Origin of the sequence: uncultured Pseudomonas sp., assembly GCF_913777995.1 — a bacterium.
In the GTDB taxonomy this organism is placed as follows: Bacteria; Pseudomonadota; Gammaproteobacteria; order Pseudomonadales; family Pseudomonadaceae; genus Aquipseudomonas.
Genome location: NZ_CAJYVE010000020.1, coordinates 25638 through 51455, shown reverse-complemented (window position 1 = coordinate 51455; position 25818 = coordinate 25638). Strand labels below are relative to the sequence as shown.

23 protein-coding genes are annotated in these 25818 nt (G+C 64.3%); 12 read left to right on the top strand and 11 right to left on the bottom strand.

The features are described 5' to 3' along the window. Nucleotides 1-37 precede the first annotated feature (37 nt). On the bottom strand, nt 38-823 hold the full coding sequence (locus QZ497_RS08400; RefSeq protein ID WP_295473063.1) for a sulfite exporter TauE/SafE family protein: 786 nt from the start codon (nt 821-823) through the stop codon (nt 38-40). A 248-nt stretch (nt 824-1071) separates the two neighbouring features. Here QZ497_RS08400 and QZ497_RS08395 point away from each other — a divergent pair, with 248 nt between their 5' ends. Continuing rightward, nucleotides 1072-1437, top strand: coding sequence for a general stress protein (locus QZ497_RS08395; RefSeq protein ID WP_295473232.1), 366 nt, complete (start codon nt 1072-1074; stop codon nt 1435-1437). A 306-nt stretch (nt 1438-1743) separates the two neighbouring features. Further along, nucleotides 1744-3048, top strand: a complete 1305-nt coding sequence (locus QZ497_RS08390; protein WP_295473061.1) for an MFS transporter — start codon at nt 1744-1746, stop codon at nt 3046-3048. A gap of 50 nt (nt 3049-3098) precedes the next feature. On the opposite strand, the gene QZ497_RS08385 is transcribed toward QZ497_RS08390, so the two are convergent. The 8 genes from QZ497_RS08385 to QZ497_RS08350 form a co-directional block, all read right to left on the bottom strand. After that, on the bottom strand, nt 3099-4019 hold the full coding sequence (locus QZ497_RS08385) for a DMT family transporter (protein WP_295473059.1): 921 nt from the start codon (nt 4017-4019) through the stop codon (nt 3099-3101). Nucleotides 4020-4077: 58 nt separating this feature from the next. Beyond that, nucleotides 4078-5358: a TRAP transporter large permease gene (locus QZ497_RS08380; RefSeq protein WP_295473058.1), complete on the bottom strand. Its 1281-nt coding sequence runs from the start codon at nt 5356-5358 to the stop codon at nt 4078-4080. Continuing rightward, nucleotides 5359-5886: a TRAP transporter small permease gene (locus QZ497_RS08375; protein ID WP_295473056.1), complete on the bottom strand. Its 528-nt coding sequence runs from the start codon at nt 5884-5886 to the stop codon at nt 5359-5361. It lies immediately after the preceding gene. Nucleotides 5887-5950: 64 nt separating this feature from the next. Further along, nucleotides 5951-6922: a TRAP transporter substrate-binding protein gene (locus QZ497_RS08370; protein ID WP_295473054.1), complete on the bottom strand. Its 972-nt coding sequence runs from the start codon at nt 6920-6922 to the stop codon at nt 5951-5953. 58 nt (nt 6923-6980) lie between these two features. After that, nucleotides 6981-7874, bottom strand: coding sequence for an SMP-30/gluconolactonase/LRE family protein (locus QZ497_RS08365; RefSeq protein ID WP_295473052.1), 894 nt, complete (start codon nt 7872-7874; stop codon nt 6981-6983). 24 nt (nt 7875-7898) lie between these two features. Beyond that, nucleotides 7899-8705: an NAD(P)-dependent oxidoreductase gene (locus tag QZ497_RS08360; protein ID WP_295473050.1), complete on the bottom strand. Its 807-nt coding sequence runs from the start codon at nt 8703-8705 to the stop codon at nt 7899-7901. A 98-nt stretch (nt 8706-8803) separates the two neighbouring features. Beyond that, entirely contained in the window at nt 8804-10042 is a 1239-nt protein-coding gene (locus QZ497_RS08355) for an OprD family porin (RefSeq protein ID WP_295473048.1), read from the bottom strand. A gap of 544 nt (nt 10043-10586) precedes the next feature. Next, complete coding sequence (locus tag QZ497_RS08350) at nt 10587-11210, bottom strand: TetR/AcrR family transcriptional regulator (RefSeq protein WP_295473046.1); 624 nt, start codon at nt 11208-11210, stop codon at nt 10587-10589. 154 nt (nt 11211-11364) lie between these two features. On the opposite strand from QZ497_RS08350, the gene QZ497_RS08345 reads away from it, so the two are divergent. The 4 genes from QZ497_RS08345 to QZ497_RS08330 all read left to right on the top strand — a co-directional run bounded on the left by QZ497_RS08345 (nt 11365) and on the right by QZ497_RS08330 (nt 15835). Beyond that, nucleotides 11365-12615, top strand: a complete 1251-nt coding sequence (locus QZ497_RS08345; protein ID WP_295473230.1) for a serine hydrolase — start codon at nt 11365-11367, stop codon at nt 12613-12615. 133 nt (nt 12616-12748) lie between these two features. Continuing rightward, on the top strand, nt 12749-14080 hold the full coding sequence (locus QZ497_RS08340) for an alginate export family protein (protein WP_295473229.1): 1332 nt from the start codon (nt 12749-12751) through the stop codon (nt 14078-14080). Between the two features lie 26 nt (nt 14081-14106). Beyond that, nucleotides 14107-14589 carry a DUF3237 domain-containing protein gene (locus QZ497_RS08335; protein ID WP_295473044.1) on the top strand — a complete coding sequence of 161 codons (483 nt, stop codon included), beginning with the start codon at nt 14107-14109 and terminating at the stop codon, nt 14587-14589. Nucleotides 14590-14671: 82 nt separating this feature from the next. After that, entirely contained in the window at nt 14672-15835 is a 1164-nt protein-coding gene (locus tag QZ497_RS08330) for an MFS transporter (protein WP_295473042.1), read from the top strand. A 207-nt stretch (nt 15836-16042) separates the two neighbouring features. Here QZ497_RS08330 and QZ497_RS08325 read toward each other — a convergent pair whose 3' ends face one another. Next, the gene (locus tag QZ497_RS08325; protein ID WP_295473041.1) at nt 16043-16915 is read right to left on the bottom strand and encodes a LysR family transcriptional regulator; all 873 of its coding nucleotides are present in this window, start codon (nt 16913-16915) and stop codon (nt 16043-16045) included. 233 nt (nt 16916-17148) lie between these two features. Between QZ497_RS08325 and QZ497_RS08320 the strand changes: the two genes are divergently transcribed. From QZ497_RS08320 to QZ497_RS08295, 6 genes are all read left to right on the top strand, one after another. Then, nucleotides 17149-18531, top strand: coding sequence for a glutamine synthetase family protein (locus tag QZ497_RS08320; RefSeq protein ID WP_295473039.1), 1383 nt, complete (start codon nt 17149-17151; stop codon nt 18529-18531). Between the two features lie 108 nt (nt 18532-18639). After that, on the top strand, nt 18640-20133 hold the full coding sequence (locus tag QZ497_RS08315) for an aldehyde dehydrogenase (protein WP_295473037.1): 1494 nt from the start codon (nt 18640-18642) through the stop codon (nt 20131-20133). Between the two features lie 21 nt (nt 20134-20154). Beyond that, nucleotides 20155-21432: an FAD-binding oxidoreductase gene (locus tag QZ497_RS08310; RefSeq protein ID WP_295473035.1), complete on the top strand. Its 1278-nt coding sequence runs from the start codon at nt 20155-20157 to the stop codon at nt 21430-21432. Between the two features lie 112 nt (nt 21433-21544). Next, on the top strand, nt 21545-22300 hold the full coding sequence (locus QZ497_RS08305; protein WP_295473033.1) for a gamma-glutamyl-gamma-aminobutyrate hydrolase family protein: 756 nt from the start codon (nt 21545-21547) through the stop codon (nt 22298-22300). A 282-nt stretch (nt 22301-22582) separates the two neighbouring features. Beyond that, the gene (locus tag QZ497_RS08300) at nt 22583-24100 is read left to right on the top strand and encodes an APC family permease (protein ID WP_295473031.1); all 1518 of its coding nucleotides are present in this window, start codon (nt 22583-22585) and stop codon (nt 24098-24100) included. A gap of 3 nt (nt 24101-24103) precedes the next feature. Continuing rightward, on the top strand, nt 24104-25030 hold the full coding sequence (locus tag QZ497_RS08295; RefSeq protein WP_295473029.1) for a cation transporter: 927 nt from the start codon (nt 24104-24106) through the stop codon (nt 25028-25030). 16 nt (nt 25031-25046) lie between these two features. On the opposite strand, the gene QZ497_RS08290 is transcribed toward QZ497_RS08295, so the two are convergent. Then, entirely contained in the window at nt 25047-25589 is a 543-nt protein-coding gene (locus tag QZ497_RS08290; protein WP_295473027.1) for an RNA polymerase factor sigma-70, read from the bottom strand. Nucleotides 25590-25818: the final 229 nt, after the last annotated feature.

Below are 25818 nucleotides of genomic sequence, written 5' to 3'. Positions count from 1 at the left end.
GGGCAGGGCTGTGTTCTGGCGGCTGGTGTCGAAGGCTTCAGAACGCCAGTTTGAAGCCGATCACGCCGAGCATCACGGCCAGGAAGGGGCGCAGCAGGCCGTCGGGCACCCGACCGGCCATGTGGCTACCCAGATAGATGCCCGGCAGCGAACCCATCAGCAGGAAGCCCAGCAGTTCCCAGTTCATGTTGCCCATGCTGGCATGGCCGATGCCGGCTACCAGGGTCAGCGGCACGGCGTGGGCGATCTCGGTGCCGACCAGGCGCCGCGTGGGCAGCAGCGGATAGAGGATGAACAGCGCCACGGTGCCCAGTGCGCCGGCACCGATCGAGGTCAGCGCGACCATGGCGCCGAGGATCAGCCCGGTGACCACCGTGAGCACATTGAGGCTGGAACCCTTGAACAGCGAGTGACCTTCCACGCGGCTATGGGAAAAGGCCAGCAAGCGGTTCTTGAACAGGATTGCCAGGGCGGTGAGCAGCAGCACGAAGCCCAGCGCCTGCTTGATGATGGCGTTCAGGGCCTCCGGTTTATGGCCCAGATTACCGAGGAACCACAACGTCAGCAGCACCGCCGGTACGCTGCCCAGGGTCAGCCAGCCGGTGATCTTCCAGTCGATGTTGTCGTTCTTCTTGTGAACGTACACGCCGCCGGCCTTGGTCACTGCGGCGTAGAGCAGGTCGGTGCCTACCGCCGTGGCCGGGTTGATGCCGAACCACAGCAGGATCGGCGTCATCAGCGAACCGCCACCCACGCCGGTCATGCCGACTATGAAACCGACCACCAGGCCGGCGACCGTAAAACCGAAACCGCCCACATCCATTATCGAACCCTGAATCACTGTTATCTGTTGTCAGGTAAAAAGTGGCGGGCAGCATAGCGATTTATGTTCTTAGAGGGTTAGAGGGATATGTTCTAACGTTATAACCATTTTCGAAGGTCGATGAATCACCACCCCTCGGGACCCGCACGAACGCCATTGGTCGCCTGCTGGGAGCGTCGCTGATGCTGGCCACACTCCTAGACAGTGCAGCCGTGCTCACGCGGTGTGCATTTGAGGAGGATATGCAAATGGCCAATACCGGTAACAACAATCCGGGCAATTTCGCCAACGATCCTGAACGGGCCTCCGAGGCCGGTAAGAAGGGCGGCCAGGCTTCGGGGGGCAATTTCGCCAATGACCCCGAACGTGCTTCCGAAGCAGGCAAGAAAGGTGGCCAGGCGTCGGGAGGCAATTTCGCCAACGATCCCGAGCGGGCCTCCGAGGCTGGCAAGAAAGGCGGGCAGGTGTCGGGCGGTAACTTCGCCAATGACCCTGAACGCGCCGCCGAAGCAGGCCGCAAGGGTGGCCAGGCATCCCACCAGCAGGGTGAAGACAGTGGCGGGCGGGAGCAGGTCAGCGAACGCAGCGATGAAGACGAGCAGCCTGAGCGTTAAGCCTGCCGGGTAAGGCAAGGGGAGCCATGCTCCCCTTGCTTCGAAAGGTGGGTGAGCCTGCCACTGAAAATCGCCGGACCTGGTCGTACAACTCCCCCCGTGAAAGGCGTGATCTCCACGCTGAAATCATTTTGCCATCTCTCGGTAAAGCCTCCGTTATATAAGCCTTTGGTCGAAAGTCACGACGCTGAAAAGGTGTTGTACGACGACTTATGACATGTCAGAATCATTTTGAAACAAGTTGCCTCGACCCGCTTGAAGACAACGGGGCACTCACCAGCAATCTAAAAATAATCAGGTGAAAAAATGAGAATCAAAGGCATCCGGTGGTGGATGGTCAGCCTTGTGACGGCTGGCCTTGTGGTCAACTATCTCGCTCGCAATACCTTGTCCGTGGCCGCGCCTACGCTGATGACCGACCTGTCGATCACCACCGAGCAGTACGCCAAGATCGTTGCGGCCTGGCAGCTGTGTTACGCCTTCATGCAGCCTGTGGCTGGCTGGATCATCGACTTCATCGGCACCAAGCTGGGCTTCGCGGTCTTCGCCCTGGCCTGGTCGGTGGCCTGTGCGGGTGCGGCCTTGGCCAGCGGCTGGCAAAGCATGGCCTTCATGCGCGGCCTGTTGGGCATCACCGAAGCGGCCGGCCTGCCCGCCGGCGTCAAGGCCACCACCGAATGGTTCCCGGCCAAGGAACGCTCGGTGGCCATCGGCTGGTTCAACATCGGTTCCTCTTTGGGCGCATTGCTGGCACCACCGCTGGTGGTCTGGGCGATCCTGCACAGCGGCTGGCAACTGGCCTTCCTCATCGTCGGTGGCTCTGGCGTGGTATGGACCCTGGCGTGGATGCTGCTGTACAAGCACCCGCGCGACCAGAAACTGCTCAGCGACAGCGAGCGCGACTACATCCTGGCCGGCCAGGAAGCCCACTTCAAGGTCGAGAAGCGCGAGAAGGGCGCCTGGAAGCGCATCTTCAAGGAACGCAACTTCTACGCCATCGCTTCGGCGCGCATCCTCTCCGAACCGGCCTGGCAGACCTTCAACGCCTGGATTCCGCTGTACCTGATGACCGAGCGGCACATGAACATCAAGGAAGTGGCGATGTTCGCCTGGCTGCCGTTCCTTGCCGCCGATATCGGCTGCGTACTGGGCGGTTACCTGAGCCCGTTCTTCCACCGTCACTTCAAGGTCTCGCTGTTCACCTCGCGCAAGATGGTGCTGGTATTCGGTGCCAGCTGCATGATCGGCCCGGCCTGCATCGGCCTGGTGGAAAGCCCCTACACCGCGATCATGCTGCTGTGCATTGGCGGCTTCGCGCACCAGACCCTGTCCGGCGCGCTGTATGCCATCACCTCTGACTCGTTCAACAAGGACCAGGTGGCCACCGCCACCGGCATGGGCGGCATGTTCGGTTACCTGGGGGCGGCGGTCTTTACCCTGGTGTTCGGCATCCTGGTCACGCAGATCGGCTACAGCCCGCTGTTCGTGGTGCTGGCAGCGTTCGACATCGTCGCCGCGGTGCTGGTGTGGAAGGTCGCACGGGAGATCCGCAGCGTTCCGGTCCATGAGCCAGCAGTGACCAATGCCGGAGCACTCACCCCCGGGCATTGATCCGCGCCGGATTCGGATGCCATTGCCTGAAGCCTCGCTGTCGCGGGGCTTCAGCTTTTCTTGCGGTAGGTCAGCAACACGATGGCGCCGATCACCAGGGCGCCACCGAGCAACTGCATGGCGCTGAGCTGCTGGCCGAGCAGGGCCCAGCCCAGTACCAGCGTGGCAATCGGCTCGATGTTCATCACCGGTGCGTTCTGGGCCATGTTCAAGCGCGGCACGCAGACGAACAGCAAGGTGAAGGCCACGCCATAGAGCAGCACCAGACTGGCCAGCGCCAGCCAGCCGCTGCTGCTGCCTGGCACTGACAACCCGGCCGGCATCACCCCGCTCAGCCCCGCCACCAGCATGCTGCTGAACACGATCGCCAGGGTCAGCAGGCTGCGCACCGGCCCGCGTACCTCGGCCAGCTTGTGATCGGTTATCCACAGCGCACAGGCGAATACGCAGGCCGCGCCGAACGCCAGGCCGATGCCCAGGGCCCAGGCTGGCTCGTCGGCGCCACCGCCGCGCAGGCGTGCCGGAACGTCCAGGGCCAGCGCCAGGCCACAGAGAATCAGCCCCATCAGCAGTGCGGTACGGCGGGTCGGCCGTGGTCCGCCCAAGGCCCAGCCGAGCAGCGCCAGCAAGATCGGAAAGGTATTGCCCACCAGCAGCGCCAGGGCCACGGGAATGCGCGCCACCGCCGAATACAGGCACAGGCTCTGGGTGGCGATCAGCAGCCCGAGCAGCACCTGCCAGCCGCGCGTACCGGCGGGCAGGCTCAGCGGTTGGCGTTGCCAGGCCAGCAGGGCGGCGAGGGCGAGCAAGGTCAGGCCGGAGCGGCACAGAATCGCCAGCAGCACGCCGGTGTCGTTGTCGAAAGCGATGCGCGCGGCAATGTGGTTGCCGGCGAAACAGCAGGCCAGTAGCGCGAGCAGCGCCACGGCCAGTTTGCGGGGGAACAGCGGTGCAGCGGGGGAGGCAGCCATGTGCAGGGTCCATTCGCAGAAAGGGACGGACCGGTGAGGTCCGGCCCGTCTGGGAGGGTTACAGCACCACGCTAGGCAGCCACAGGGAAATGGCCGGAATGTAGGTGACGGCCATCAGCACCAGGAACAGCGCCAGGTAGAACGGCAGCAGCGCCTTGACCGTGGCCTCGATGCTGACCTTGCCGATTGCCGAGCCGACGAATAGCACCGCCCCCACTGGCGGGGTTATCAGTCCGATGCCCAGGTTGACCAGCATGATCATGCCGAAATGCACCGGGTCGACGCCGATACCCTCGATGACCGGCAGCAGGATTGGCGTGAGGATCAGGATCAGCGGCGCCATGTCCATTACCGTGCCCAGCAGCAACAGCATGAAGTTGATGCACATGAGGATCACGTAGCGGTTGTCCGACAGGGTCAGGAACGCGGTGGTGATCTTCGACGGGATCTGCATCAGGGTCATCACGTAGCCGAAGCTGGCGGCGAAGCCGATGAGGATCATCACGATGGAGATGGTCCGCACCGTGCGGTGCATCAGCTTGGGCAGGTCGCGCCATTTGTAGTCGCGGTAGATGAACATGGTCACGAAGAACGACCACACCACCGCGATGGCCGCCGACTCGGTGGCGGTGAACACGCCCGACAGGATACCGCCGAGGATGATGACCATGGCCATCAGCCCCCAGAGTGCCTCGCCGGCGATCTTCAATGCCTGGCGCAGCGGAATCACTTCGCCCTTGGGGTAGTTGCGCTTCTTGGCGAAGATCAGGCACAGGCCCATCATCACCGCGCTGAGCAGCAGCCCCGGCATCACCCCGGCCATGAACAGCGAGGCGATCGACACCGTGCCGCCGGCGGCCAGCGAGTAAAGCACCGAGTTGTGGCTGGGCGGGGTGAGCAGCGCCTGCACCGAGCCGCTGACCGTGACCGCCGTGGAGAACTCACGCGGGTAACCCTTGCGTTCCATCTCCGGAATCAGCACCGAACCCACCGACGCGGTGTCAGCCACCGACGAGCCGGAAATGGCGCCGAAGAAGGTCGAGGCCATGATGTTGACCAGCGACAGGCCGCCACGCACGAAGCCCACCAGCACCCCGGCGAAGGCCACCAGGCGGCGTGACATGCCACCTTCGGCCATGATCGCCCCGGCCAGCACGAAGAATGGAATGGCCAGCAGGGAGAACTTGTTCACCCCGGCGGCGACCTGAATCATCATCGCCTGCAGCGGGATGTCGATCCACCAGGCGCCGATCAGCGCCGACAGGCCCAGGGCATAGGCCACCGGCATGCCCAGCAGAATGAGCAGAATGAAACTGCCCAGCAGAATGAAGGCATCCATTTATGCCGCTCCTTCGTTTTCTTCGACCAGGTCGAAGCGCACCACTTTGCGCTGGCTCTGATCGCCGAGGATGAGTTTTTCCAGTACGAAGATCAGCGTCAGCACGCCGCCGATCGGAATCGGTGCGTAGGTCATGCCCACGCGCACGCCTGGCAGCGAGGCCAGGAACTGGTTCCAGGTGGTCATGCACAGCCGTGTGCCGTAGTAGGTCATGTACAGGCACACGCCCAGCATCAGCAGTTGCACCAGCAGCGCCGCCGCTTTGTGCAAGGGCATTGGCAGGCGGTCGACGACCATGCCCACGGCCATATGCGCACCCGCGCGATAGCTGGCGGCCGCGCCGACGAAGGTGAACACCACCATCAGCAGAATCGCCACCGGCTCCGGCCAGCTGGAGCCGGTGCCCAGTACGTAGCGAGCGAAAATCCCCCAGGGGATGATCAGCGACATGGCCAGGATCGACAGGCCCGCGATCCAGATGCAGGCGCTGTACAGCGCGTCGTTCACACGCAGTACGAGAGTTTTCATAAGGCACATCCAGGCCCGCAGGCGGCGAGTGCCGCACTGCGGGCAGCAGCAGTGAAGGGGATGGTTACTGGACTGCGGCGATGCGCTTCATCAGGTCGGCGAACGGCGCACCGTATTTCTCGCGCACCGGCGCGGTGGCATCGAAGAACGGCTTCTTGTCGACGGTGATGAATTCCACGCCGGCGGCCTTGAGCTTCTCTTCGCTGGCGGCCGACTTGGCGTCCCACAGGGTGCGCTCTTCCATCTGCGCCTCGCGGGCGACCTTCTTGACCAGTTCCTGTTGCTCGGGAGTGAGCTTGTTCCAGGTGGTCTTGGAGATCACCACCGGCTCAGGAAGGATCAGGTGGCCGGTGAGGGTGTAGTACTTGGCGTTCTGGTAGTGGTTGTGTTCCAGCAGGGTCGGCGGGTTGTTCTCGGCGCCGTCGATGACGCCGGTCTGCAAGGCGCTGAAGATCTCGCCGGTGTCCATGGCGATGCCGTTGCCACCCATGGCGTTCATCATGTCGATGAAGATCGGGTTGCCCTGTACACGGATCTTCATGCCCTTGAGGTCGGCGATGTTGCGCACCGGCTTCTTGGTGTAGATGTTGCGGGTGCCGCCATCCATCCAGGCCAGGGCGACCATGTTGAATTCCGACTGGGTGATCTTGTCGAGGATCTCCTGGCCGATCTCGCCATCGATGATCTTGCGCATGTGCTCGTGGTCACGGAACACGAACGGCATGTTGAACACGTTCACGTCGGGCACCACCGGGCCGACGATACCCAGGCTGACGCGGGTCATCTGCACGGCGCCGATCTGCACCTGCTCGATGACTTCCTTTTCCGAACCCAGGACGCCGCCGGCGAACATCTTGAAGGTGATCTTGCCGTTACTGGCCTGTTCGATCTTCTTGCCCATGTTCTGTTCGGCCACCACGGTCGGGTAGCCGGCCGGGTGGATCTCGGCGAACTTGATGTCCAGTGCCGAAGCGGTGCCGGACAGGCCGATGGCGAACGGAAGGACGGCAAGGAGCAACTTGCGTTTGAAGGTCATGATGAAACTCCGATGTTGTTATTGTCTGGTTTCGTTGGCGCAATGGTAGGTGGCGGCGTCAAGGCCGCCAGGCGGGCTCTTCCAGGCCCTTGGTTCCGGGATTGAGGGCGAAGACGCCGCCGGCCAGAGGCTGGTCGGCGAGGTCGACACCCGCAGGGCGGATCGAGGTGACGAACAGGGTGTCCAGGTTGGCCCCGCCGAAGGCGCACATCGCCGGTTTCTTCACCGGGACGTGGAGCGTGCGGTCCAGGCGCCCGTCGGGGGTGAAGCGATGGATCTGCCCGGCATCGTTGCCGCAGATCCAGTAACAGCCGTCCTGGTCGATGGCGGCGCCGTCCGGGCGGCCGGGGTGCTGGTGCATGTCGACGAACACCCGCTGGTTGTAGGGCGTGCCGCTGTCGACGTCGTAATCGAAGACCCAGATGGTCTGGATGTCAGGGTGCGAGTCGGAGAGGTACATGCGCGTGCCATCGGGGCTGAAGGCCAGGCCGTTGGGCACGATCATGCCGTGCTGCTGCAGGTGCAGGGGCTGGCCGTCAGCGTCCTGGCGGTACAGCGCCCCCACTGCAGCGGCAGCCTGCATGTCCATCAGCATGGTGCCGGCCCAGAAGCGCCCTTGGCGGTCGCAGCGGCCGTCGTTGAAGCGCATGCCGGGCCGGGCATGTTCCACCGTGCTGATCAGACGTTTGTCCAGGCCGCCCTGGGCATTGGCGCGAATATGAAAGAGGCCGCTCTGCATGCCAGCGATCCAGCCCTGCTCGGGGCTGGCGCAGCGGGCGATGCAGGCAAGCATTTCATCGCCTTCCCAGAGGCGGTGCGCACCGTCGGCGAGTTGCCAGCGGTGCAGCTGGCGGGCGGGAATGTCCACCCAATAAAGCGCCTGTTCTTCAGGGTGCCAGACCGGGCTTTCGCCGGTGGCGTTACGTGCATCGATGAGCAATTCGCTTTGCATGGCTGGCCTCCTTGCGCCGTGGGTTCAGTCGAAGGGGCCGGCCGCCGCGAAGGCTCCGCCCTGGTAGACCATCGAAGGATCATCGGCTGGCGGTGCCGGCTGGGCTTCGACCTTGGCGCGGAACGGCTCGGAACTGTCCTTGGGCGTATAGCCCAGGTGCGCGGCATGGCGGTTATCCCACCACTGCGGGGTGTTGTCCGAAGCACCGTAGACGATGGTGTGGCCGACATCCGCGGTGAACAGGCCGCGCTCGATGAGCTGCACCAGGTCGTCGTAGCTCAGCCAGGTGCAGAGCATGCGCCGGTTGTTCGGCTCCGGGAACGAGGAGCCGATGCGGATGCTCACGGTTTCGATGCCGTAGCGGTCGAAATAGAAGCTGGCCATGTCTTCGCCGTAGCACTTCGACAGGCCGTAGTAGCTGTCCGGACGGCGCGGCGAGTGGGCATCGATGCGCTCGTCCTGGCGGTAGAAACCGATGGTGTGGTTGGAACTGGCGAAGATCACCCGCTTGACGCCGTGCTTGCGCGCCGCCTCGTAGATGTGGAACACGCCGCAGATGTTCGGGCCGAGGATGGCCTCGAAGGAATGCTCGGTGGACACCCCGCCGAAATGCACGATGGCATCTACGCCGGCCACCAGTTCATGCACGGCAGCCTTGTCGGCCAGGTCGCAGGTCACCACTTCTTCATGCGGGCCAGCGGCGGGAGCCATGGGGCTGATGTCGGAAAGACGCAGGATCTCGGCGCAGCCCTTGAGGCGTTCACGCAGGATAGTGCCCAGTCCGCCGGCGGCTCCGGTGAGCAGCAGGCGATTGAAGCGGGGAGTCGTCATGGCCAGGGTTACCTGAAACTGTTATGAGTGTTGTGTGTTGTCGTATGACTTGGCGCGATTATCGACACCGATCCTCGCGCCTGTCAATTCGCCCTCGGTCAGAGGATCGACAGCGGGTAGTTGATGATCAGGCGGTTCTCGTCGAACTCGTTGTTACTGAAATCGCGGCGGATGCTCGAGTTGCGCCAGCGCAGGCTGAGGCTCTTGAAGGTGCCGCTCTGGATCACGTAGGCCAGTTCGGATTCGCGAATCCATTCCTTGCCGTCGGTGATCGCCCCGGTGTGAACGTTGTCGCCGCTGATATAGCGGTTCATCAGGCTCAGGCCGGGAATGCCCAGTACGCTGAAGTCCAGGTCGTGGCGCAGTTGCCAGGAGCGCTCATTGGCGTTGTCGAAGCTGGAATTGTAGCTGTCGTTGGCCAGGGTGCCGCCGCTGGTGCCGTTGACCCGCATCCAGGTGTCACCATCGACTTTTTGCAGGCCGACGAAGAAGGTGTTGCCGGCGATCTTCGCCGAGAACATGCCCGAGTAGGTCTTGTTGTCCAGCTTGCCGGCCAGCCTTGCGCCGTCGTCGTCACCCTGGAAGTAGCCGAGGTTGGCGCCGAAGGTCCAGTCGCCGACTGGCTGGGTGTGGCTCAACTGCAGGTACTGCTGCTGATAGACGTCTTTCAGCTCGGCATTCCACAGCCCGACCAGGGTGCGGTTCTGGTTGAACTTGTACTCGCCGCCGACGAAGTTGAAGCGGTCGGATGCGCCCCGACCATAGGTCATGTCTTCCATGCTCGCGTCGTTGCGCGGGCTGTTGGCGCGGAACTGCCCGCCGTAGAGCGTCAGGCCGTCGAACTCGTTGGAGGTGATCTGCGCCCCGCGCAGGGTCTGTGGCAGCGAGCGGCCGTCGTCGGCGCGCAGGATCGGCAGTACCGGCATCCACTCACCGACCTTCAGTTCGGTCTTGGAAATGCGCGCCTTGGCCGCCACGCCCAGGCGGCCGAAGTCGTCGGCAGGGCGACCGTCGCTGTGGCGCGGTAGCAGGCCAGTGCCATAGGTGCCGCCGCCGCCGTCGAGCTTGACCGACCACAGGCCGAGCACATCGACACCGAAGCCGATCGGGCCTTCGGTGAAGCCGGAGCGGGCATCGAGGATGAAGCTCTGCGTCCATTCCTCGGCTTTGCTCTGCGGGTTGCTCGGGTCGACCATGTTGCGGTTGATGTAGAAGTTGCGCAGGTTGAGGCTGGCCTTGGCGTCGTCGGTAAAGCCGGCGGCCGAGGCGCCGGTGGGCAGACCTCCGAGCAGGCCGGCGCCGAGCAGAGCGAAGGGCAGGGTCTGATGGATCTTCATGGATGTATTACTCCCGATCAGGAACGGCCTACCGCCTGTCAGCGATGCAGGGCGGTGGCAAGCGAATGACCTGGCCTGGTGGCCAGCGATGCAGAACGAGGCGAGGGCTAGCCGGCAGTGCCGGAAGCGTCGCGGGTCTTCGCAAAGGAATGATCGGGAGGGAGGGCGCGGATCAATGGGGCTGGAGTCGTCATGGAGTCGGTTCACCGTTTGTTGTTTTTGTTGTGCGTTATCGTACGACTCGGAAATTATTAGCGGCGCGAAAAGCCGCTGTCAACGCTCGCGCCGACACTCGTCTCTGCGACTTTGGTCGCAAACGCCCGTAACGCCCCGTGCCAGAGCGGCGCTGTCATTGACTGCAATTTGCATGGCTGGGAGCGGCTTCAGCGAGACATTGTTCGCGGTCAAGCCAATACGGGTCAGTTGGGCGTGTGACGAGGTGGGGGCGGCTTCAGCCGCGACAGGGCGAGCAGGTCCAGTACATCTGCGGTGAACATGAGGCCGCCTCGCGGCTGAAGCCGCGCCTACCGGTGCGGTTTCAGGCTCAGCTATTCACCGGCGGGTTGCGCATGCCTTCGAACATGAATCGCGTGGTCGCCCGCACGTTGTCGCGGTGCGTCTGGAGGTCCGGGGTGTCGCTGCTGGTCAGGCGCAGCAATTGCAACTGGGCGTAGTCGTTGAGCATGAACGCGGCCAGTTTCAGGTCCAGTTCGGGTCGCAGCTTGCCGGCCTGTTGCAGCTTGCCCAGCACGCTGGCGATCTCGGCCTGCAGGGTGGCGTTCAGTTGCCGGTAGGTCTCGGGCAACTCGGTGTTGCCGGTCAGCACCAGCGGCAGCAGTTCTTTCCACAGCGCAGCCGGGAGCATCTCCAGGCTGCGCCCCACCAGCAGACTCTCCAGGTGGCAAAGGGTGTCGACCGGGTCGTCGTACTCCGGCAACTGGGTGTGCACATCTTCTACGGCGCGGCGATCAGCCTCGCGGATCATCTCCAGGAGCATCTCCTGCTTGCTGCCGAAGTACTTGAACACCGTAGGCGCCGAGACGCCGGCCTGGGCGGCGATCTGCTCGACGGTGGTGTCCTGGAATCCCTGGCGCTGGAACAACTCGATGGCCGCCTTGGCAATGGCCTGCTTGCGCAGCTCCTTTTGACGCTCCCGTAATCCGCTCACTGTGGCTCCTGGGCCTGTAGTCAGGGGGCGATCATAGGCCGCAAAGATTTTTTCGGGCAAATATTTTATTGACTAAAACTTTTTACAGGTTTAATTGTTTTGTCACATCTGCTCGCACGCAGAGCCACTTCTCAGGATTAACCCCATGAATGAGATGTTCGAACACCCCCTCGCCGCGCAGTACCGGCAGCTCGGTGAGGCCAGCGCCCCTGGCCCGACGCTGATGCAAGGCTTTCCCGCCGCCCCCGAAGCCCGCGTCACCTGGCATAACTGGATGAACCCGCCGTTCAACCGCTGGGGGTTTCGCCACCTGGCGCGCCTGCGGCCGAGCATCGACGTGGCGAGCGGATCCAAGCCGGCCAGCGAATTGCCTCAGGCGCCCCAGGCGCTGGAGCACCTGCGCTTCGACAGCCTGAGCGGGGCTTCGGTGAGTGTCAGCCAGTGCCTGGCCACCAGCTACACCGATGCCTTTCTGGTCATGCGCCAGGGCACGGTGGTGTACGAGCGCTACTTCAACGGCCAGAACCCCAGCGACCGGCACATCATGTTCTCCACCACCAAGTCGCTGATCGGCTTGCTCGGCGAGCAACTGGTGCACGAAGGCAGGTTGAACGAGCAGGCCCTGGCCCAGGACTACGTGCCAGAGCTGCGCGGCAGCGCCTTCGGCGACGCCACGGTGCGCCAGCTGTTCGACATGGCGGTGGGCGTTCACTACAGCGAGGTCTACGAAGACCCCGACTCGGAAAGCTCGCAGTACGGCTATGCCTGCGGTTTCAAGCCGGCCCCGGCCGAGTACGCCCGCTACCAGTCGCTGTACCAGTACCTGCCCAGCCTGCAGAAGCGCGGCGAGCACGGCGGCTTGTTCCATTACGTAACCGCCACCACCGAAGCTCTGGCCTGGGTGATGGAGCGTGCTTCGGGCGTGTCCTGCCATGAGCTGCTGCAAGGCGTCTGGTCGCAACTGGGCTGTGAGCGTGACGGCTACTTCATGGCCGACCCTTGGGGGCGCAGCGTGGCCGGTGCCGGTTTCAACGCGACCCTGCGCGACATGGCGCGTTTCGGCCTGATGCTGGCCAACGACGGCGTGGTCGACGGGCGCCAGGTCATCGCCAAGGAAGCGATCGAAGCGGTTGCCCAGGGCAATGACCCAGCGGTCTACGCCCGCAACAACGAAGAGTTCGCAGCGTGGACGCCGGGGGCGTCGTACCGCAGCCAGTGGTACGTGTTCAACGACCACAGCCAGGTGCTGATGGCCAGCGGCATCCATGGCCAATACCTGTTCGTCGACCGGCCCTCGGGCACCGTGATCGTCAAGCAATCGTCCACGCCAGTGGCGGTGACGGAAATCGACGTCGATGTCGTGCGCATGCTGCGCACCATCACTGCCCACCTGGACCAGGCCTGAGGTGCACTGACGCATAACAAGATTGCGGACGCTGCCTGGCTGCGTCCCTGCCTGCCTTGGCGGGCTTGGTGGCCGACTGGTCGCCTCTCAACTGCCCTGTAGTACAAAAATAACCGCACAGGAGCTTTACATGATGTCTGCAAGAACGCGTGTTTCCTGCGTGCTGTTCGCGCTCGGCCTGCCCGTGGCCAGCGCAACGGTCGAAGCTGGCGAGACCTTCGAAGACGGCAACCTCAAGGGGGAGCTGAACTTCACCGGCGGCGCGGCCACCGTCACCACCCGCGGGGTGAACTTCGGCGCTGGCCGGGTCGACCTGCGTAATGGTCGGCGCGACGGCAGCAAGATCGGCTGGCAAGAGTTCTACCTCAAACCGGGCATCACCCTGGACTATTCACTGAGCGACGACTTCAGCCTGCTGGCGGGTGGTTCGCTGGTGGCCTCCAAGACCCTGGGCGATGGCGATGCCGGGGGCTTCACCCGCAGCTCCGACGGCAACACCACCACCGAAGAGCTGTACGCCGGCTTTCGTGCCGGTGAGTGGAAGTTCACCGCCGGGCGGCAGAACTACAAGATCGGCACCGGCTTCATCGTCATGGACGGCAACCTCGACGCCTTTGGCGACGGCGCCTACTGGCTGGGCCCGCGCACTGCATTCAGGGACTCGGCGATCCTCGCCTGGAACCACGGCCCGCTGCAGGCCCAGGCCTTCAGCCTGCGGGTCGACGACCACATGGGCGACTTCCGCCTCAACGGTGTCAACCTCGACTACGACCTGCAGCAGCAGGTGACCCTCGGTGCCACCGCGCTGAAAGTCGATGCCCTGGGCCGCCGCGGTACCACGGCGCGGCGCGATGGCATGCAGGTCTATAACCTGCGTGCGCTCAACGGCAAGCTGCCTGGCGTGCCGGACCTGACCCTCAACGCCGAATATGCCGTGGAGCGCGGCAGCGGCGAAGGCGTGGACTATGACGCCAAGGCCTGGTACGCCCAGGCCGACTACAGCTTCCAGCAACTGCCGTTCACCCCGACCCTGGGCTACCGCTACGCGGTGTTCTCCGGCGACGACAACCTTGCCGACAATCGCCAGAAAGCCTGGGATCCGCTGGCCAAGGGCTTCGTCGACTGGAGCACCTGGCTGGTCGGCGACGTGGTGGGCAACTACCTGCTGTTCAACAGCAACGAGCGGGTTCAGCAGTTCTCCATCAAGAACCGTCTCAACGAAGCCTTCACCCTGGGAGTGATCCACTACCAGTTCTGGCTCGACGAGAAGAACTTCCAGGGCGCGGCGGTCAGTGACCGGCGTTTCGCCGACGAGACCGCCGTCTACCTGGACTGGACGCCGACACCGCGCTGGTACGCCTCGCTGTCCTACAACAGGGTCAAGCCCCAGGCCGCCGCCAAGCAGGTGTTCGGTAACGACCAGCGCTTCGATGCCCTGGAACTGTACTTCACCTACCGCTATTGAGCGGCGGCACTCACGGGAGAGCGAACATGACGAGTCTTGATGACGTCTGTGCAACACCCCGGCTGCTGCCGGTCATGCGCCTGGACGTCGAGATCGCGCCGGGTGATGCGCTGGGGCGCTGCGCCGACGGGCTGCGCAGCAATTACCGGATCCTTGGCGGGCGCTTCGAGGGCCCGCAACTGCAGGGCGAAGTGCTGCCCGGCGGCGCGGATTTCTTCCTGCTGCGCCACGACGGCGTCGGCGACCTGGACGCCCGCTACAGCCTGCGCAGCGACCAGGGTGAGCTGATCAACATTCATAACCGTGGCCTGCTGCTGCTCACCGAACGCGGCAAGCAGCTGGAGGCCGACGGCATCTGGCCCATTCCGGTCTCCGAGTACCGCTGTACCTGCACCCCGGTATTCCAGGCGGCCGGCCGGCTCGCCTGGCTGACCCAGGACACCTTCATTGGACGGGTGACCTACCCCGGGGAAACCCGCGTGGTCATCGACTGCTATCGCCAGGCCTGAATCGGCGTACGGCATACATTCAATCGCTTCGTTGACGCTGGCATCATCGCCCTCAGGGCGGCCAGACAGGATGGGTACTGAAATGAACCAGTCATTTGCCGTGCGCGCCGCGTGCATCTTCATTGCCGCTGCCTCGATTCTCGCCATCGGCGTACAGCCGATCTTCATCGGCCTGCTCACCGAACGCCTGGGCCTGACCCTGGTGCAGCAGAGCTGGACCATGTCGGCAGAAATGTGCGCCTCGATCGTCGGCACCTTGCTGTGCCTGCCCATGATCCGCTACCTGGGCGCGCGCTCCATCGGCCTGAGCAGCGGGCTGCTGCTGTTGCTGTGCAATGGCCTGACCGCCTGGGTCGGGCAGTTCGACCACCTGTTGGTGCTGCGCTTCGGCTCCGGCCTCGCCTCGGGCCTGCTGTATTCCTACGCCATCTACTGCCTGGGCCGCATGAGCGGGCCGGACCGCTCGTTCGGCTTTCTGCTGTTCCTGCAGACCGCGCTGTTCGCCTTCAGCGCGGCGGTGCTGCCGATAATCGCCGAGCGCCTGGGCTTCGGTGCGGCGATGGGCTTTCTCGCGGCCTGGTTCGCCCTGGTCTGCCTGGCCTGCCTGTGCCTGCCCGCCGCGCAACTGGAAGAAACACCGGTGGTGCGTGCACCGCGTGGCGAAGGGCTGACCCTGCTGGGCGTCTGTGCCTTGCTGGGCATGCTGTTGCTGCAGGTGGCGATCTATTCGCTGTGGGGCTTCGTCGAGGGCATCGGCGCCGACGCCGGCATCGCCCCGGTGGACATCGGCTGGGCGATCAGCATCGGCCTGCTCGGCGGCCTGCCGGGTGCGGCGCTGCCCAGCCTGCTGGGGCATCGCCTGGGGCGCCTGCCGATGATCCTCATCGGTTCGCTGGTGGTGCTGCTGTCGATCTACCTGCTGGCCGCGCGCATCCATGACATCACCGACCTGGCGCTGGCGGTGTTCCTGATGAACCTGGGCTGGAACCTGGCGCTGTCGTACTACATGTCCTCGGTGGTCACCCACGACCCCAGTGGGCGCCTGACCCGTCTGGTCGGGGTGGTGCAGGTATCGGCCGCCGCCTCCGCGCCGACGCTGCTGGCGCTGTTGCTGCAGGGCGACGGGCGGCAGACCATCTTCGTGGTGTCATCCGTGGCCATCCTGCTTGGCTGTGCGTTGGTGCTGGTGATGGGCGCCGGCTCGCGGCACACACCGGGGCCTACGCCGGTGAACCTGTCGCTGTAGAGGAATCAGCCGCACCGCACCGGTAGGACCGGCTTCAACCGCACTACCGGTCAGTTAAGTGCGTCCCGGTTTTTGTTGGAGAGCTTGCTCGCGAACAGGTCAGCAAACCTCATGCATCTGCTGTGAACGTGATGTAGCCATCGCGAGCAAGCTCCAACAAGAGCCAGTCGAAGGGTATTGGCTTCAGCCGCGAGGGGCGCATCCTGTTCATTGCAGCGCTTCGCGCAGCAGCGGGGTCAGCTCGTCGAACAGTGTCTGCACCGAGCGCAGGGCGCGGCAGTCGGGGCGGGTCAGCAGCCACACGCCGGTGTTGCAGCCTTCCAGCGGCGCACTCAAGGCTTCCACGCCTTGCAGGTCGCGGGCGGTGAAGTCGGTGAGGGCGGCCACGCCCAGGCCGGCGCTGACCAGTTCCGAGACCGCCGACATGCTGCTGCAGCGGTAGCGCGGCACGATGCTCGGCCAGGTGCGCTCACGCCAGATTACCGAAACATGGTCGGGCATGGAGTCGTCCGGGGCGACCCAGGGCACCGAGGTCGGGTCCTTTTCCAGCGCCTGGCGAAAGTCCGGGCGCCCACAGATGACATAGGCAGTGTCGCCCAGATGGCGGCCCACCAGGTGCTCGGGCGGCGTGTCGGTCAGGCGCAGGGCGATGTCGGCATCGCGGCGGCTGAGGTTGGCGAAGTTGTTGGAAGTCGCCAGCTCCAGGTTCAGCGCCGGGTAGTTCGGCATGAAGCGCGCCAGCGCCGGCAGCATCAGGCTGTGCAACACGGCTTCGGTGCAGGTCAGGCGCACCGTGCCGCTGACCACCTGTTCGCCCTGGCGCAGGGCCATGCGCGCCGCGCCCAGGGCCTGTTCGGCGCGCTCGGCCTGCTCGGCGATAGCCTGTGCGGCATCGGTGGGTACATAGCCGCGCCGGCTCTTTTCGAACAGCGCGTTGCCCAGCGCACTCTCCAGCCGGCGAATCGAGCGGAACACCGTGGAGATGTCCACCTGCAGCAGTTCGGCAGCCCGCGCCAAGGAGCGTCCGCGTACCAGGGCGAGCACCAGGCTGAGGTCGTTGTGGTTGATTTCATATTGCATGGATGCAAACTCGTATTGCCAAAACGCCAATATTTATTGCAGGGATTGTAATTTACAGTGAGCCTGCACTGCCAAGCACAAATCGGCAGTCACGGCGAGAAAGCCGTAAAAAAAGTAACTTTTCGGGGCGAATGGCAGAAAAAAATCAAGAATGCCGCCGACTCTTCAACGCGCCGCCTGCTTGTTCTTCCTGCCACCTCTGACGTCCCACAAAAACCAGAAGGTGTTCAATCATGTCGTCGGTATCCCCGCGCGCCATTGTCTCCAATGAAGTCAGTGAGTTCCTGCAGGCTCACCCCGAGACCCAGTTCGTCGACTTGCTGATTTCCGATATGAACGGTGTGGTGCGCGGCAAGCGCATCGAGCGCCCCAGCCTGCACAAGGTCTACGAGCGTGGCATCAACCTGCCGGCCTCGCTGTTCGCCCTGGACATCAATGGCTCCACCGTGGAAAGCACCGGCCTGGGCCTGGACATCGGCGACTCGGACCGGGTCTGCTATCCGATTCCCGGCACCCTGGCCTACGAGCCGTGGCAGAAGCGCCCCACCGCGCAATTGCTGATGACCATGCACGAACTGGACGGCCATCCGTTCTTCGCCGACCCGCGTGAAGTGCTGCGCCAGGTGGTGGCGCGCTTCGACGAAATGGGCCTGCGCATCTGCGCGGCGTTCGAGCTGGAGTTCTACCTGATCGACCAGGAGAACGTGAACGGCCGGCCACAGCCACCGCGCTCGCCGATTTCCGGCAAGCGCCCGCACTCCACCCAGGTCTACCTGATCGACGATCTGGACGAATACGCCGACTGCCTGCAGGACATCCTCGAAGCGGCCAAGGAGCAGGGCATTCCCGCCGACGCCATCGTCAAGGAAAGTGCCCCGGCGCAGTTCGAGGTCAACCTGCACCACGTCGAAGACGCCATGCTGGCCTGCGACTATGCGGTGCTGCTCAAGCGCCTGATCAAGAACATCGCCTACGACCATGAAATGGACACCACCTTCATGGCCAAGCCTTATCCGGGCCAGGCGGGCAATGGCCTGCACGTGCATATCTCGCTGATCGACAAGGCCACCGGCGAGAACATCTTCGCCACCGACGCGCCGCAGGAGCATGCCGAGCTGCGCCATGCGATTGCCGGGGTGCTGGAAACCATGCCGGCGTCGATGGCCTTCCTGTGCCCGAACGTCAACTCGTATCGCCGCTTCGGCGCGCAGTTCTACGTGCCCAACGCGCCGAGCTGGGGCCTGGACAACCGCACCGTAGCGGTGCGCGTACCCACCGGTGCCGACAACGCGATCCGTATCGAACACCGGGTGGCCGGCGCCGATGCCAACCCTTACCTGATGATGGCAGCGATCCTCGCCGGTATTCATCACGGCCTGACCCACAAGCTGGAGCCCGGCGAGCCGATCGAGGGCAACTCCTACGAGCAACTGGAGCAGAGCCTGCCGAACAACCTGCGCGATGCCCTGCGCGAGCTGGACGACAGCGAGATCATGAACCAGTACATCAGCCCCGATTACATCGACATTTTCGTGGCCTGCAAGGAGAGCGAACTGGCCGAGTTCGAAGCCTCGATCTCCGACCTCGAATACAACTGGTACCTGCATACCGTCTGAACCCAGGCAATGCATTGCCGGGCCTGTGGGAGCGAGCTTGCTCGCGAATGCCCTTTCGCGAGCAAGCTCGCTCCCACAGGCCCGGTGAACAGCCGAGAAGAGAAGACCATGAACATCCCGCAACGTGATTACTGGGAACAGCTGTTCCAGAACCTCAAGATCGAAGGCCGCGCGTTCATCGACGGGCATTACCTGCCAGCGGTCTGCGATGCCACCTTCGACTGCCTCAGCCCGGTCGACGGCCGCCCGTTGGCGCAGGTCGCCAGTTGCGACCTGGAAGACGTCAACCATGCGGTCAGCGTGGCCCGCGAGCGTTTCGACAGTGGCGTGTGGTCGCGCAAGGCCCCGGCCGAGCGCAAGCGCACCCTGATCCGCTTCGCCGACCTGCTGTTGGCCAACGCCGACGAGCTGGCGCTGCTGGAAACCCTGGACATGGGCAAGCCCATCAGTGATTCGCGGCAAATCGACATTCCCGGTGCGGCCAATGCCATTCGCTGGAGCGCCGAGGCCATCGACAAACTGTACGACGAAGTCGCCGCCACCCCGCACGACCAGCTTGGCCTGGTGACCCGCGAGGCCGTGGGCGTGGTCGCCGCCATCGTGCCGTGGAACTTCCCGCTGCTGATGGCCAGCTGGAAACTGGGCCCGGCCCTGGCCAGCGGCAACTCGGTGATCCTCAAGCCTTCGGAAAAATCGCCGCTCACCGCCATTCGTGTGGCTGCCCTGGCCCTGGAGGCCGGTATTCCGGCTGGCGTGTTCAACGTGCTGCCGGGCTTCGGCCACACCGCCGGCAAGGCTCTGGCGCTGCACATGGACGTCGACACCCTGGTGTTCACCGGCTCGACCCGCATCGCCAAGCAACTGATGGTCTACGCCGGTGAGTCGAACATGAAGCGCGTGTGGCTGGAGGCCGGTGGCAAGAGCCCGAACATCGTCTTTGCCGACGCCCCGGACCTCGAAGCGGCGGCCCAGGCGGCGGCCAGCGCCATCGCCTTCAACCAGGGCGAAGTCTGCACCGCCGGCTCGCGCCTGCTGGTGGAGCGTTCCATCAAGGATCGCTTCGTGCCCATGGTGGTCGAAGCACTCAAGGCCTGGAAACCCGGGCATGCGCTGGACCCCGAGACCCGTGTCGGTGCCCTGGTGGACGACACCCAGATGAACACCGTGCTGGGTTACATCGAGGCCGGGCACGGCGACGGCGCGCAGCTGCTGTGTGGCGGCCAGCGTACCCTGCAGGAAAGTGGCGGCTTCTACGTGGAGCCGACGCTGTTCGACGGGGTCGACAATGCCATGCGCATCGCCCGTGAGGAAATCTTCGGCCCGGTGCTGTCGGTGATCGCCTTCGACAGCGCCGAAGAGGCGATCCGCATCGCCAACGACACCGTGTATGGCCTGGCCGCCGGTGTCTGGACCGCCGACCTGTCCAAGGCCCACCGCACCGCCAAGGCGCTGCGCGTCGGCAGCGTGTGGGTCAACCAGTACGACGGCGGTGACATGACCGCGCCATTCGGCGGCTTCAAGCAGTCGGGCAATGGCCGGGACAAGTCCCTGCATGCCTTCGACAAGTACACCGAACTCAAGGCGACCTGGATCAAGCTGTAACGTCAGGCGGAGGAAAACACCATGCAGCAACACGTTCAAAGCTATTACGCCGCCTCGCGCAACCGGCATGACGAATACCCGGTGCTCAGCGACGCGGTCGAGACCGATGTGTGCATCATCGGCGCCGGCTACACCGGGCTGTCTACCGCGCTGTTCTTGCTCGAACACGGCTTTTCCGTGACCGTGCTGGAGGCCGCCAAGGTCGGCTTCGGTGCCTCCGGGCGCAACGGCGGGCAGATCGTCAACAGCTACAGCCGCGACATCGATGTCATCGAAAAGACCGTCGACCCGCACAATGCGCGGCTGATGGGCGAGATGGCCTTCGAAGGCGGGCGCATCATCCGTGAGCGGGTGGCCAAATACGGCATCCAGTGCGACCTGAAGGACGGCGGCGTGTTCGCCGCGCTCAACGCCAAGCAGATGGGCCACCTGGAGGCGCAGCAGAAACTCTGGCAGCGCTTCGGCCATGACCAGCTGCAACTGCTCGATGAGCAGGGCATCCGCGAGGTGGTCGACAGCGACCGCTACATCGGCGGCATGCTGGACATGAGCGGCGGGCACATCCACCCGCTGAACCTGGCGCTGGGCGAAGCCGCTGCGGTGGCCAGTCTGGGCGGGCGCATTCATGAGCAGAGCCCGGCCACGCGCATCGACCGCGGTCCCAACCCGGTGGTGCATACACCGCTGGGTCAGGTACGGGCCAAGTTCGTCGTGGTGGCGGGCAACGCCTACCTGGGCAACCTGGTGCCGGAGCTGGCCGCCAAGTCCATGCCGTGCGGCACTCAGGTGATCACCACCGAACCCCTGGGTGATGAACTGGCGCGCAGCCTGCTGCCCCAGGACTACTGCGTCGAGGACTGCAACTACCTGCTCGACTACTACCGCCTGACCGCCGACAAGCGCCTGATCTTCGGGGGCGGCGTGGTGTACGGCGCCCGCGACCCGGCGGACATCGAAGCGATCATCCGGCCCAAGCTGCTCAAGGTGTTCCCGCAGCTGCAAAACGTGAAGATCGACTACACCTGGACCGGCAACTTCCTGCTGACCCTGTCGCGCCTGCCGCAGGTCGGACGCCTGGGCGACAACATCTATTACTCCCAGGGCTGCAGTGGCCATGGCGTGACCTACACGCACCTGGCCGGCAAGGTGCTGGCCGAGGCCCTGCGTGGCCAGGCCGAGCGCTTCGACGCCTTCGCCGGCCTGCCGCACTACCCGTTCCCGGGCGGGCGGTTGTTCCGCGTGCCGTTCACGGCGCTGGGCGCCTCGTACTACCAGCTGCGTGATCGCCTGGGCGTGTGAGGCATCCCCCTCCCGGTAGGCGCGGCTTCAGCCGCGCAGGGAGGGGCAACCGCTTTCCCGGCTCAAGCCGGTCCCACAGGTATTCATTCGAATTTCGATGAGAGGTTCCACCATGTCTCGTCTTCCCCTGATCGGCGTCACCGCATGCCGGCAGATGCTGGGCAAATACTCGTCCCACACGGTGGGCGACAAATACGTCGAGGCCGCCGCACATGCCGGCGTGCCGGTGGTGTTGCCGGCGCTGTCGACGCCCAGCGACCCGCGCCAGCTGTTGCAATCGCTCGACGGCATCCTGTTCACCGGCTCGCCGTCCAACGTCGAGCCCTACCATTACCAGGGTGCCGCCAGTGTCGAGGGCACCCAGCACGATCCCGACCGTGATCGCCTGACTTTGCCGCTGCTGCGCGCGGCCATCGATCAGGGCGTACCGGTGTTGTGCATCTGCCGCGGCTTCCAGGAACTCAACGTGAGCCTCGGCGGCACCCTGCACCAGCGCGTGCAGGACCTGCCCGGTTACCTCGACCACCGCGAGCCGAAGACCGAGTCGCTGGCCGAGCAGTACGCGCCGGTGCATGGCGTGAAGGTGCAGGACGGTGGTGTCCTGCACAGCCTGGGCCTGGACACCGAGTTCCAGGTCAACTCGCTGCACAGCCAGGGCATCGACCGCCTAGCGCCTGGCCTGCGTGCCGAAGCACTGGCGCCGGACGGCCTGATCGAGGCGGTATCGCTGCCGGGCGCGCGCGGTTTCGTGCTGGGCGTGCAATGGCATCCCGAATGGCGCTTCGCCGAAAACCCGGTGTCGCTGCGCCTGTTCGACGCCTTCCGCGACGCCTGCCAGGCGTACGCCAAGGCACGCCAGAGCGCGTAGATCGGTAGGCCTGGTTTCAGCCGCGAAAGGCAAGCCCGGCTGAAGCCAATGCAGTTCAGTCAGTCGTTATGTGGCTCGGTGGGAGCGGCTTTAGCCGCGAAAGCGCGAGGAAATTCACTGCATCTGTTGTGAACATGCGGTCGCTTCGCGGCTGAAGCCGCTGCTACCCGGCCTAACTGACCCGTATTGCGGCTGAAGCCGGTCCCACCCGGCGCGCCGGCCACCGTGCCAGGCCTCAGCCTCGTCCATCAGCCATAACTCCAAGAAAACGGCGGACCCTGAATGAGTCAACACAGCGAAACGCGTGCGCGCACCAGTTCCAAGGGGCTGGCCAGCGGCAGCCTGGGCCTGCTGGCCTGCGTGGTACTGGGCATCTCCACCATCGCCCCGGTGTACACCCTCACCGGCGCCCTCGGACCCACGGTCCGTGAGGTCGGCGCGCACCTGCCGGCGATCTTCCTGGTCGGTTTCATTCCCATGTTGCTGGTCGCCCTGGGCTACCGTGAACTCAACGCCGCCGACCCGGACAGCGGCACCTCCTTCACCTGGTCGGCGCGGGCCTTCGGACCGATGATGGGCTGGATCGGTGGCTGGGGGCTGGTGGCCGCGACCACCATCGTGTTGTCCAACCTGGCCGGGGTGGCGGTGGACTTCTTCTATTTGTTCCTCGGCCAGCTCAGCGGCCGGGAAGACATCATCGCCCTCAGCGACCAGGTGTGGGTCAACATCCTCACCTGCTGCGTGTTCATCGGCATTGCCGTGTGGATCTGCTGCCGTGGCATCGGCACCACCATGGGCGTGCAGTACGTGCTGGTGGCCCTGCAACTGTTCGTGCTGCTGGGCTTCTGCATCGCCGCCTTCGGCGATGCACCGCAGGGGCCGGCGCTGGCGTTCGACAGCAACTGGTTCAACCCCTGGAGCATCGGTTCGTTTTCGTCGTTCGCCGCCGGGCTGTCGCTGTCGATCTTCATTTTCTGGGGCTGGGACGTGTGCCTTACGGTCAGCGAAGAGTCGGTCAGCAGCCACGCCGTACCCGGTCGCGCAGCAGCGCTCACCGTCCTGCTGATCCTCGGCCTGTACCTGGTGACCGCCATCGCCACGCTGCGCTTCGCCGGCGTGGCCGAAGAGGGTCTGGGGCTGGGCAACCCGACCATTCAGGAGAACGTCTTCGCCCACCTGGCTGGGCCAGTGATGGGGCCATTGGCGATCCTGATGTCCATCGCCGTGCTGGCCAGCACCGCCGCCTCGCTGCAGTCGACCTTCATTTCCCCGGCGCGCACGCTGTTCGCCATGGGTTACTACCAGGCCCTGCCCAAGCGCTTCGCGAGTATCTGCCCGCGCTCGCTGGCACCGCGTTTCGCCACCCTGTGCGCTGGCGGCGGTGCGGCGCTGTTCTACGTGAGCATGCGCCTGCTCAGCGAGAACGTGCTGGCCGACACCATCACCGCGCTGGGCATGATGATCTGCTTCTACTATTCGCTGACCGCCTTCGCCTGTGTGTGGTTCTTCCGCCACAGCCTGTTCGACAGCCTGCGTCACCTGTTGCTGCGCGGCCTGTGCCCGCTGCTCGGCGGTGCGGCGCTGGCAGTGATCTTCGTGCAGACCGCCATCGACAGTGCCTCGCCGGCGTTCGGCAGCGGCTCGCACATTGGCGGCCTGGGCCTGGTGTTCATCATCGCCATGGTCATCCTGCTGCTGGGCGTGGCGCTGATGGTGCTGTTCCGCTGGCTGACCCCGGCGTACTTCGCCGGCCACACCTTGCAGCGTCAGGCCCCGCAAGCGCTGTCGGCCGGAGTGTGAGCGATGCGTGACGAACGCGCCGTGTTGCGCCTGTCGATCCTGGTCACCGTCGTGGTGGCCGGCTTCGGGATCGTCTTCGGGCTGTTGTCCGGCTCGTTCTCCATCGTCTTCGACGGCGTGTATTCGCTGGCCGATGCGAGCATGAGCGTGCTGGCGCTGATCGTCGCCACGCTGATTCGCCGGCATACCGCCGAAGGCGAGGCCAGCCGGCGTCTGGCCGAGCGTTTCAACATGGGCTTCTGGCACCTGGAGCCGATGGTGCTGGGCATCAACGGCACGCTGCTGTGCGGGGTGTCGCTGTATGCGCTGATCAACGCCATCGGCAGCCTGCTGAGCGGCGGTCGGCACCTGGAGTTCGGCTTCGCCATCGTCTATGCCGTGCTCACCAGCCTGGCCTGCTTTGGTCTGGCGGCCCTGGAGTTTCGCGCCAACCGGCAGATCCGCTCGGACTTCGTGGCGCTGGACGCCAAGGCCTGGGTCATGTCCGGCAGCATCTCTCTGGCGTTGCTGATCGCCTTCATGCTTGGCGCCCTGCTGGAGCGCACCGAACAGGCCTGGCTGGGCCCCTACATCGACCCGGCGGTGCTGGCTGTCATCTGCCTGATCATCATCCCCATGCCGATACGCACCATCCGCCAGGCGCTGTCGGACGTGCTGATGGTCACGCCACCGGCGCTCAAGCATCAGGTCGACTCGGTCGCCGCCCAGGTGGTCGAGCGGCACGGCTTCATCACCTGGCAGGCCTACGTGGCCAAGGTCGGCCGGGCGCGGCAGATCGAGCTGTACTTCATCGTGCCCGCCGACTGGCCGGCCTGGACCCTGGCGCAGTGGGATGCGGTGCGTGACGAAGTGGGTGAGGCCATCGGCGGGGAAGGGCCGAACCGCTGGCTGACCATCGCCTTCACCACCGACCCGCAATGGACCCGTTGAGCGCGGGTGACGAGGGTCAGGCCTGCTCGGCCAGCACCTTGCGGCAATGCACCATGGCATCGCGGATCATGAAGTTGACCAGGGTCGGCGAGACACCCAGTTCCTTGGCGATGTCTTTCTGCGCGACGCCGTGCAGGCGATAGCTCTCGAAGGCGTAGCGCGTGCGCGGGGGCAGCTGGTTGAGCGCAGCATCGATGATCATCAGGGTTTCATGATCGAGGTTCTGGCTTTCGGGGGTGGCACCCTGAATGGCGACGTTCAACCCTTCCTCCTCGCTGCCGGAGTACTTCTGCTCCATGGCCTGCTTGCGGTAGTGGTCGATGGCCAGGTTGCGCACGATACGGAACACGTAACTGATGTGCGCCTTGAGTGGCAGGGTCACGCGCGGCGTCTTGGACAGTCTCAGGAAGGCGTCCTGTACCACGTCTTCGGCCCGGCTGTGACAGCCGGTGATACGTGCTGCGGTCTTGACCAGGGTATTACGGTTATCCAGTAGAGCTTCCAGGAGTGTCGGCGTCGAACGCTGGTCATTGTGCTGTACGGATCCATATTCCTGCATGATTCTGCCTATGCGACGAAGGTTGTGAAAAGTCGATTTCCCTGGGGCGCAGCACAAGTTAGAGGCCGTTACTGAATGTGTCAAATGATAATCATTATTTTTTATACCTGCGATAGATTGTCATTAAGGTAGCGGCATTACGCCATTATCGAGGGCGTCAAGCTAATTTTTTTTCATCGCCACCCGTCTCCCGATCTATGTGAACGCGGCGCTCTACGACGCAGCGTCA

Bases quoted from the DNA above. Each gene is read 5' to 3' on its own strand.
- QZ497_RS08400 (WP_295473063.1), bottom strand. From the start codon at position 823: ATGGATGTGGGCGGTTTCGGTTTTACGGTCGCCGGCCTGGTGGTCGGT.
- QZ497_RS08340 (WP_295473229.1), top strand. From the start codon at position 12,749: ATGTCTGCAAGAACGCGTGTTTCCTGCGTGCTGTTCGCGCTCGGCCTG.
- QZ497_RS08365 (WP_295473052.1), bottom strand. From the start codon at position 7,874: ATGCAAAGCGAATTGCTCATCGATGCACGTAACGCCACCGGCGAAAGC.
- QZ497_RS08390 (WP_295473061.1), top strand. From the start codon at position 1,744: ATGAGAATCAAAGGCATCCGGTGGTGGATGGTCAGCCTTGTGACGGCT.
- QZ497_RS08370 (WP_295473054.1), bottom strand. From the start codon at position 6,922: ATGACCTTCAAACGCAAGTTGCTCCTTGCCGTCCTTCCGTTCGCCATC.
- QZ497_RS08320 (WP_295473039.1), top strand. From the start codon at position 17,149: ATGTCGTCGGTATCCCCGCGCGCCATTGTCTCCAATGAAGTCAGTGAG.
- QZ497_RS08300 (WP_295473031.1), top strand. From the start codon at position 22,583: ATGAGTCAACACAGCGAAACGCGTGCGCGCACCAGTTCCAAGGGGCTG.
- QZ497_RS08395 (WP_295473232.1), top strand. From the start codon at position 1,072: ATGGCCAATACCGGTAACAACAATCCGGGCAATTTCGCCAACGATCCT.
- QZ497_RS08345 (WP_295473230.1), top strand. From the start codon at position 11,365: ATGTTCGAACACCCCCTCGCCGCGCAGTACCGGCAGCTCGGTGAGGCC.
- QZ497_RS08330 (WP_295473042.1), top strand. From the start codon at position 14,672: ATGAACCAGTCATTTGCCGTGCGCGCCGCGTGCATCTTCATTGCCGCT.
- QZ497_RS08355 (WP_295473048.1), bottom strand. From the start codon at position 10,042: ATGAAGATCCATCAGACCCTGCCCTTCGCTCTGCTCGGCGCCGGCCTG.
- QZ497_RS08305 (WP_295473033.1), top strand. From the start codon at position 21,545: ATGTCTCGTCTTCCCCTGATCGGCGTCACCGCATGCCGGCAGATGCTG.
- QZ497_RS08335 (WP_295473044.1), top strand. From the start codon at position 14,107: ATGACGAGTCTTGATGACGTCTGTGCAACACCCCGGCTGCTGCCGGTC.
- QZ497_RS08310 (WP_295473035.1), top strand. From the start codon at position 20,155: ATGCAGCAACACGTTCAAAGCTATTACGCCGCCTCGCGCAACCGGCAT.
- QZ497_RS08315 (WP_295473037.1), top strand. From the start codon at position 18,640: ATGAACATCCCGCAACGTGATTACTGGGAACAGCTGTTCCAGAACCTC.
- QZ497_RS08385 (WP_295473059.1), bottom strand. From the start codon at position 4,019: ATGGCTGCCTCCCCCGCTGCACCGCTGTTCCCCCGCAAACTGGCCGTG.
- QZ497_RS08290 (WP_295473027.1), bottom strand. From the start codon at position 25,589: ATGCAGGAATATGGATCCGTACAGCACAATGACCAGCGTTCGACGCCG.
- QZ497_RS08325 (WP_295473041.1), bottom strand. From the start codon at position 16,915: ATGCAATATGAAATCAACCACAACGACCTCAGCCTGGTGCTCGCCCTG.
- QZ497_RS08295 (WP_295473029.1), top strand. From the start codon at position 24,104: ATGCGTGACGAACGCGCCGTGTTGCGCCTGTCGATCCTGGTCACCGTC.
- QZ497_RS08375 (WP_295473056.1), bottom strand. From the start codon at position 5,886: ATGAAAACTCTCGTACTGCGTGTGAACGACGCGCTGTACAGCGCCTGC.
- QZ497_RS08380 (WP_295473058.1), bottom strand. From the start codon at position 5,358: ATGGATGCCTTCATTCTGCTGGGCAGTTTCATTCTGCTCATTCTGCTG.
- QZ497_RS08360 (WP_295473050.1), bottom strand. From the start codon at position 8,705: ATGACGACTCCCCGCTTCAATCGCCTGCTGCTCACCGGAGCCGCCGGC.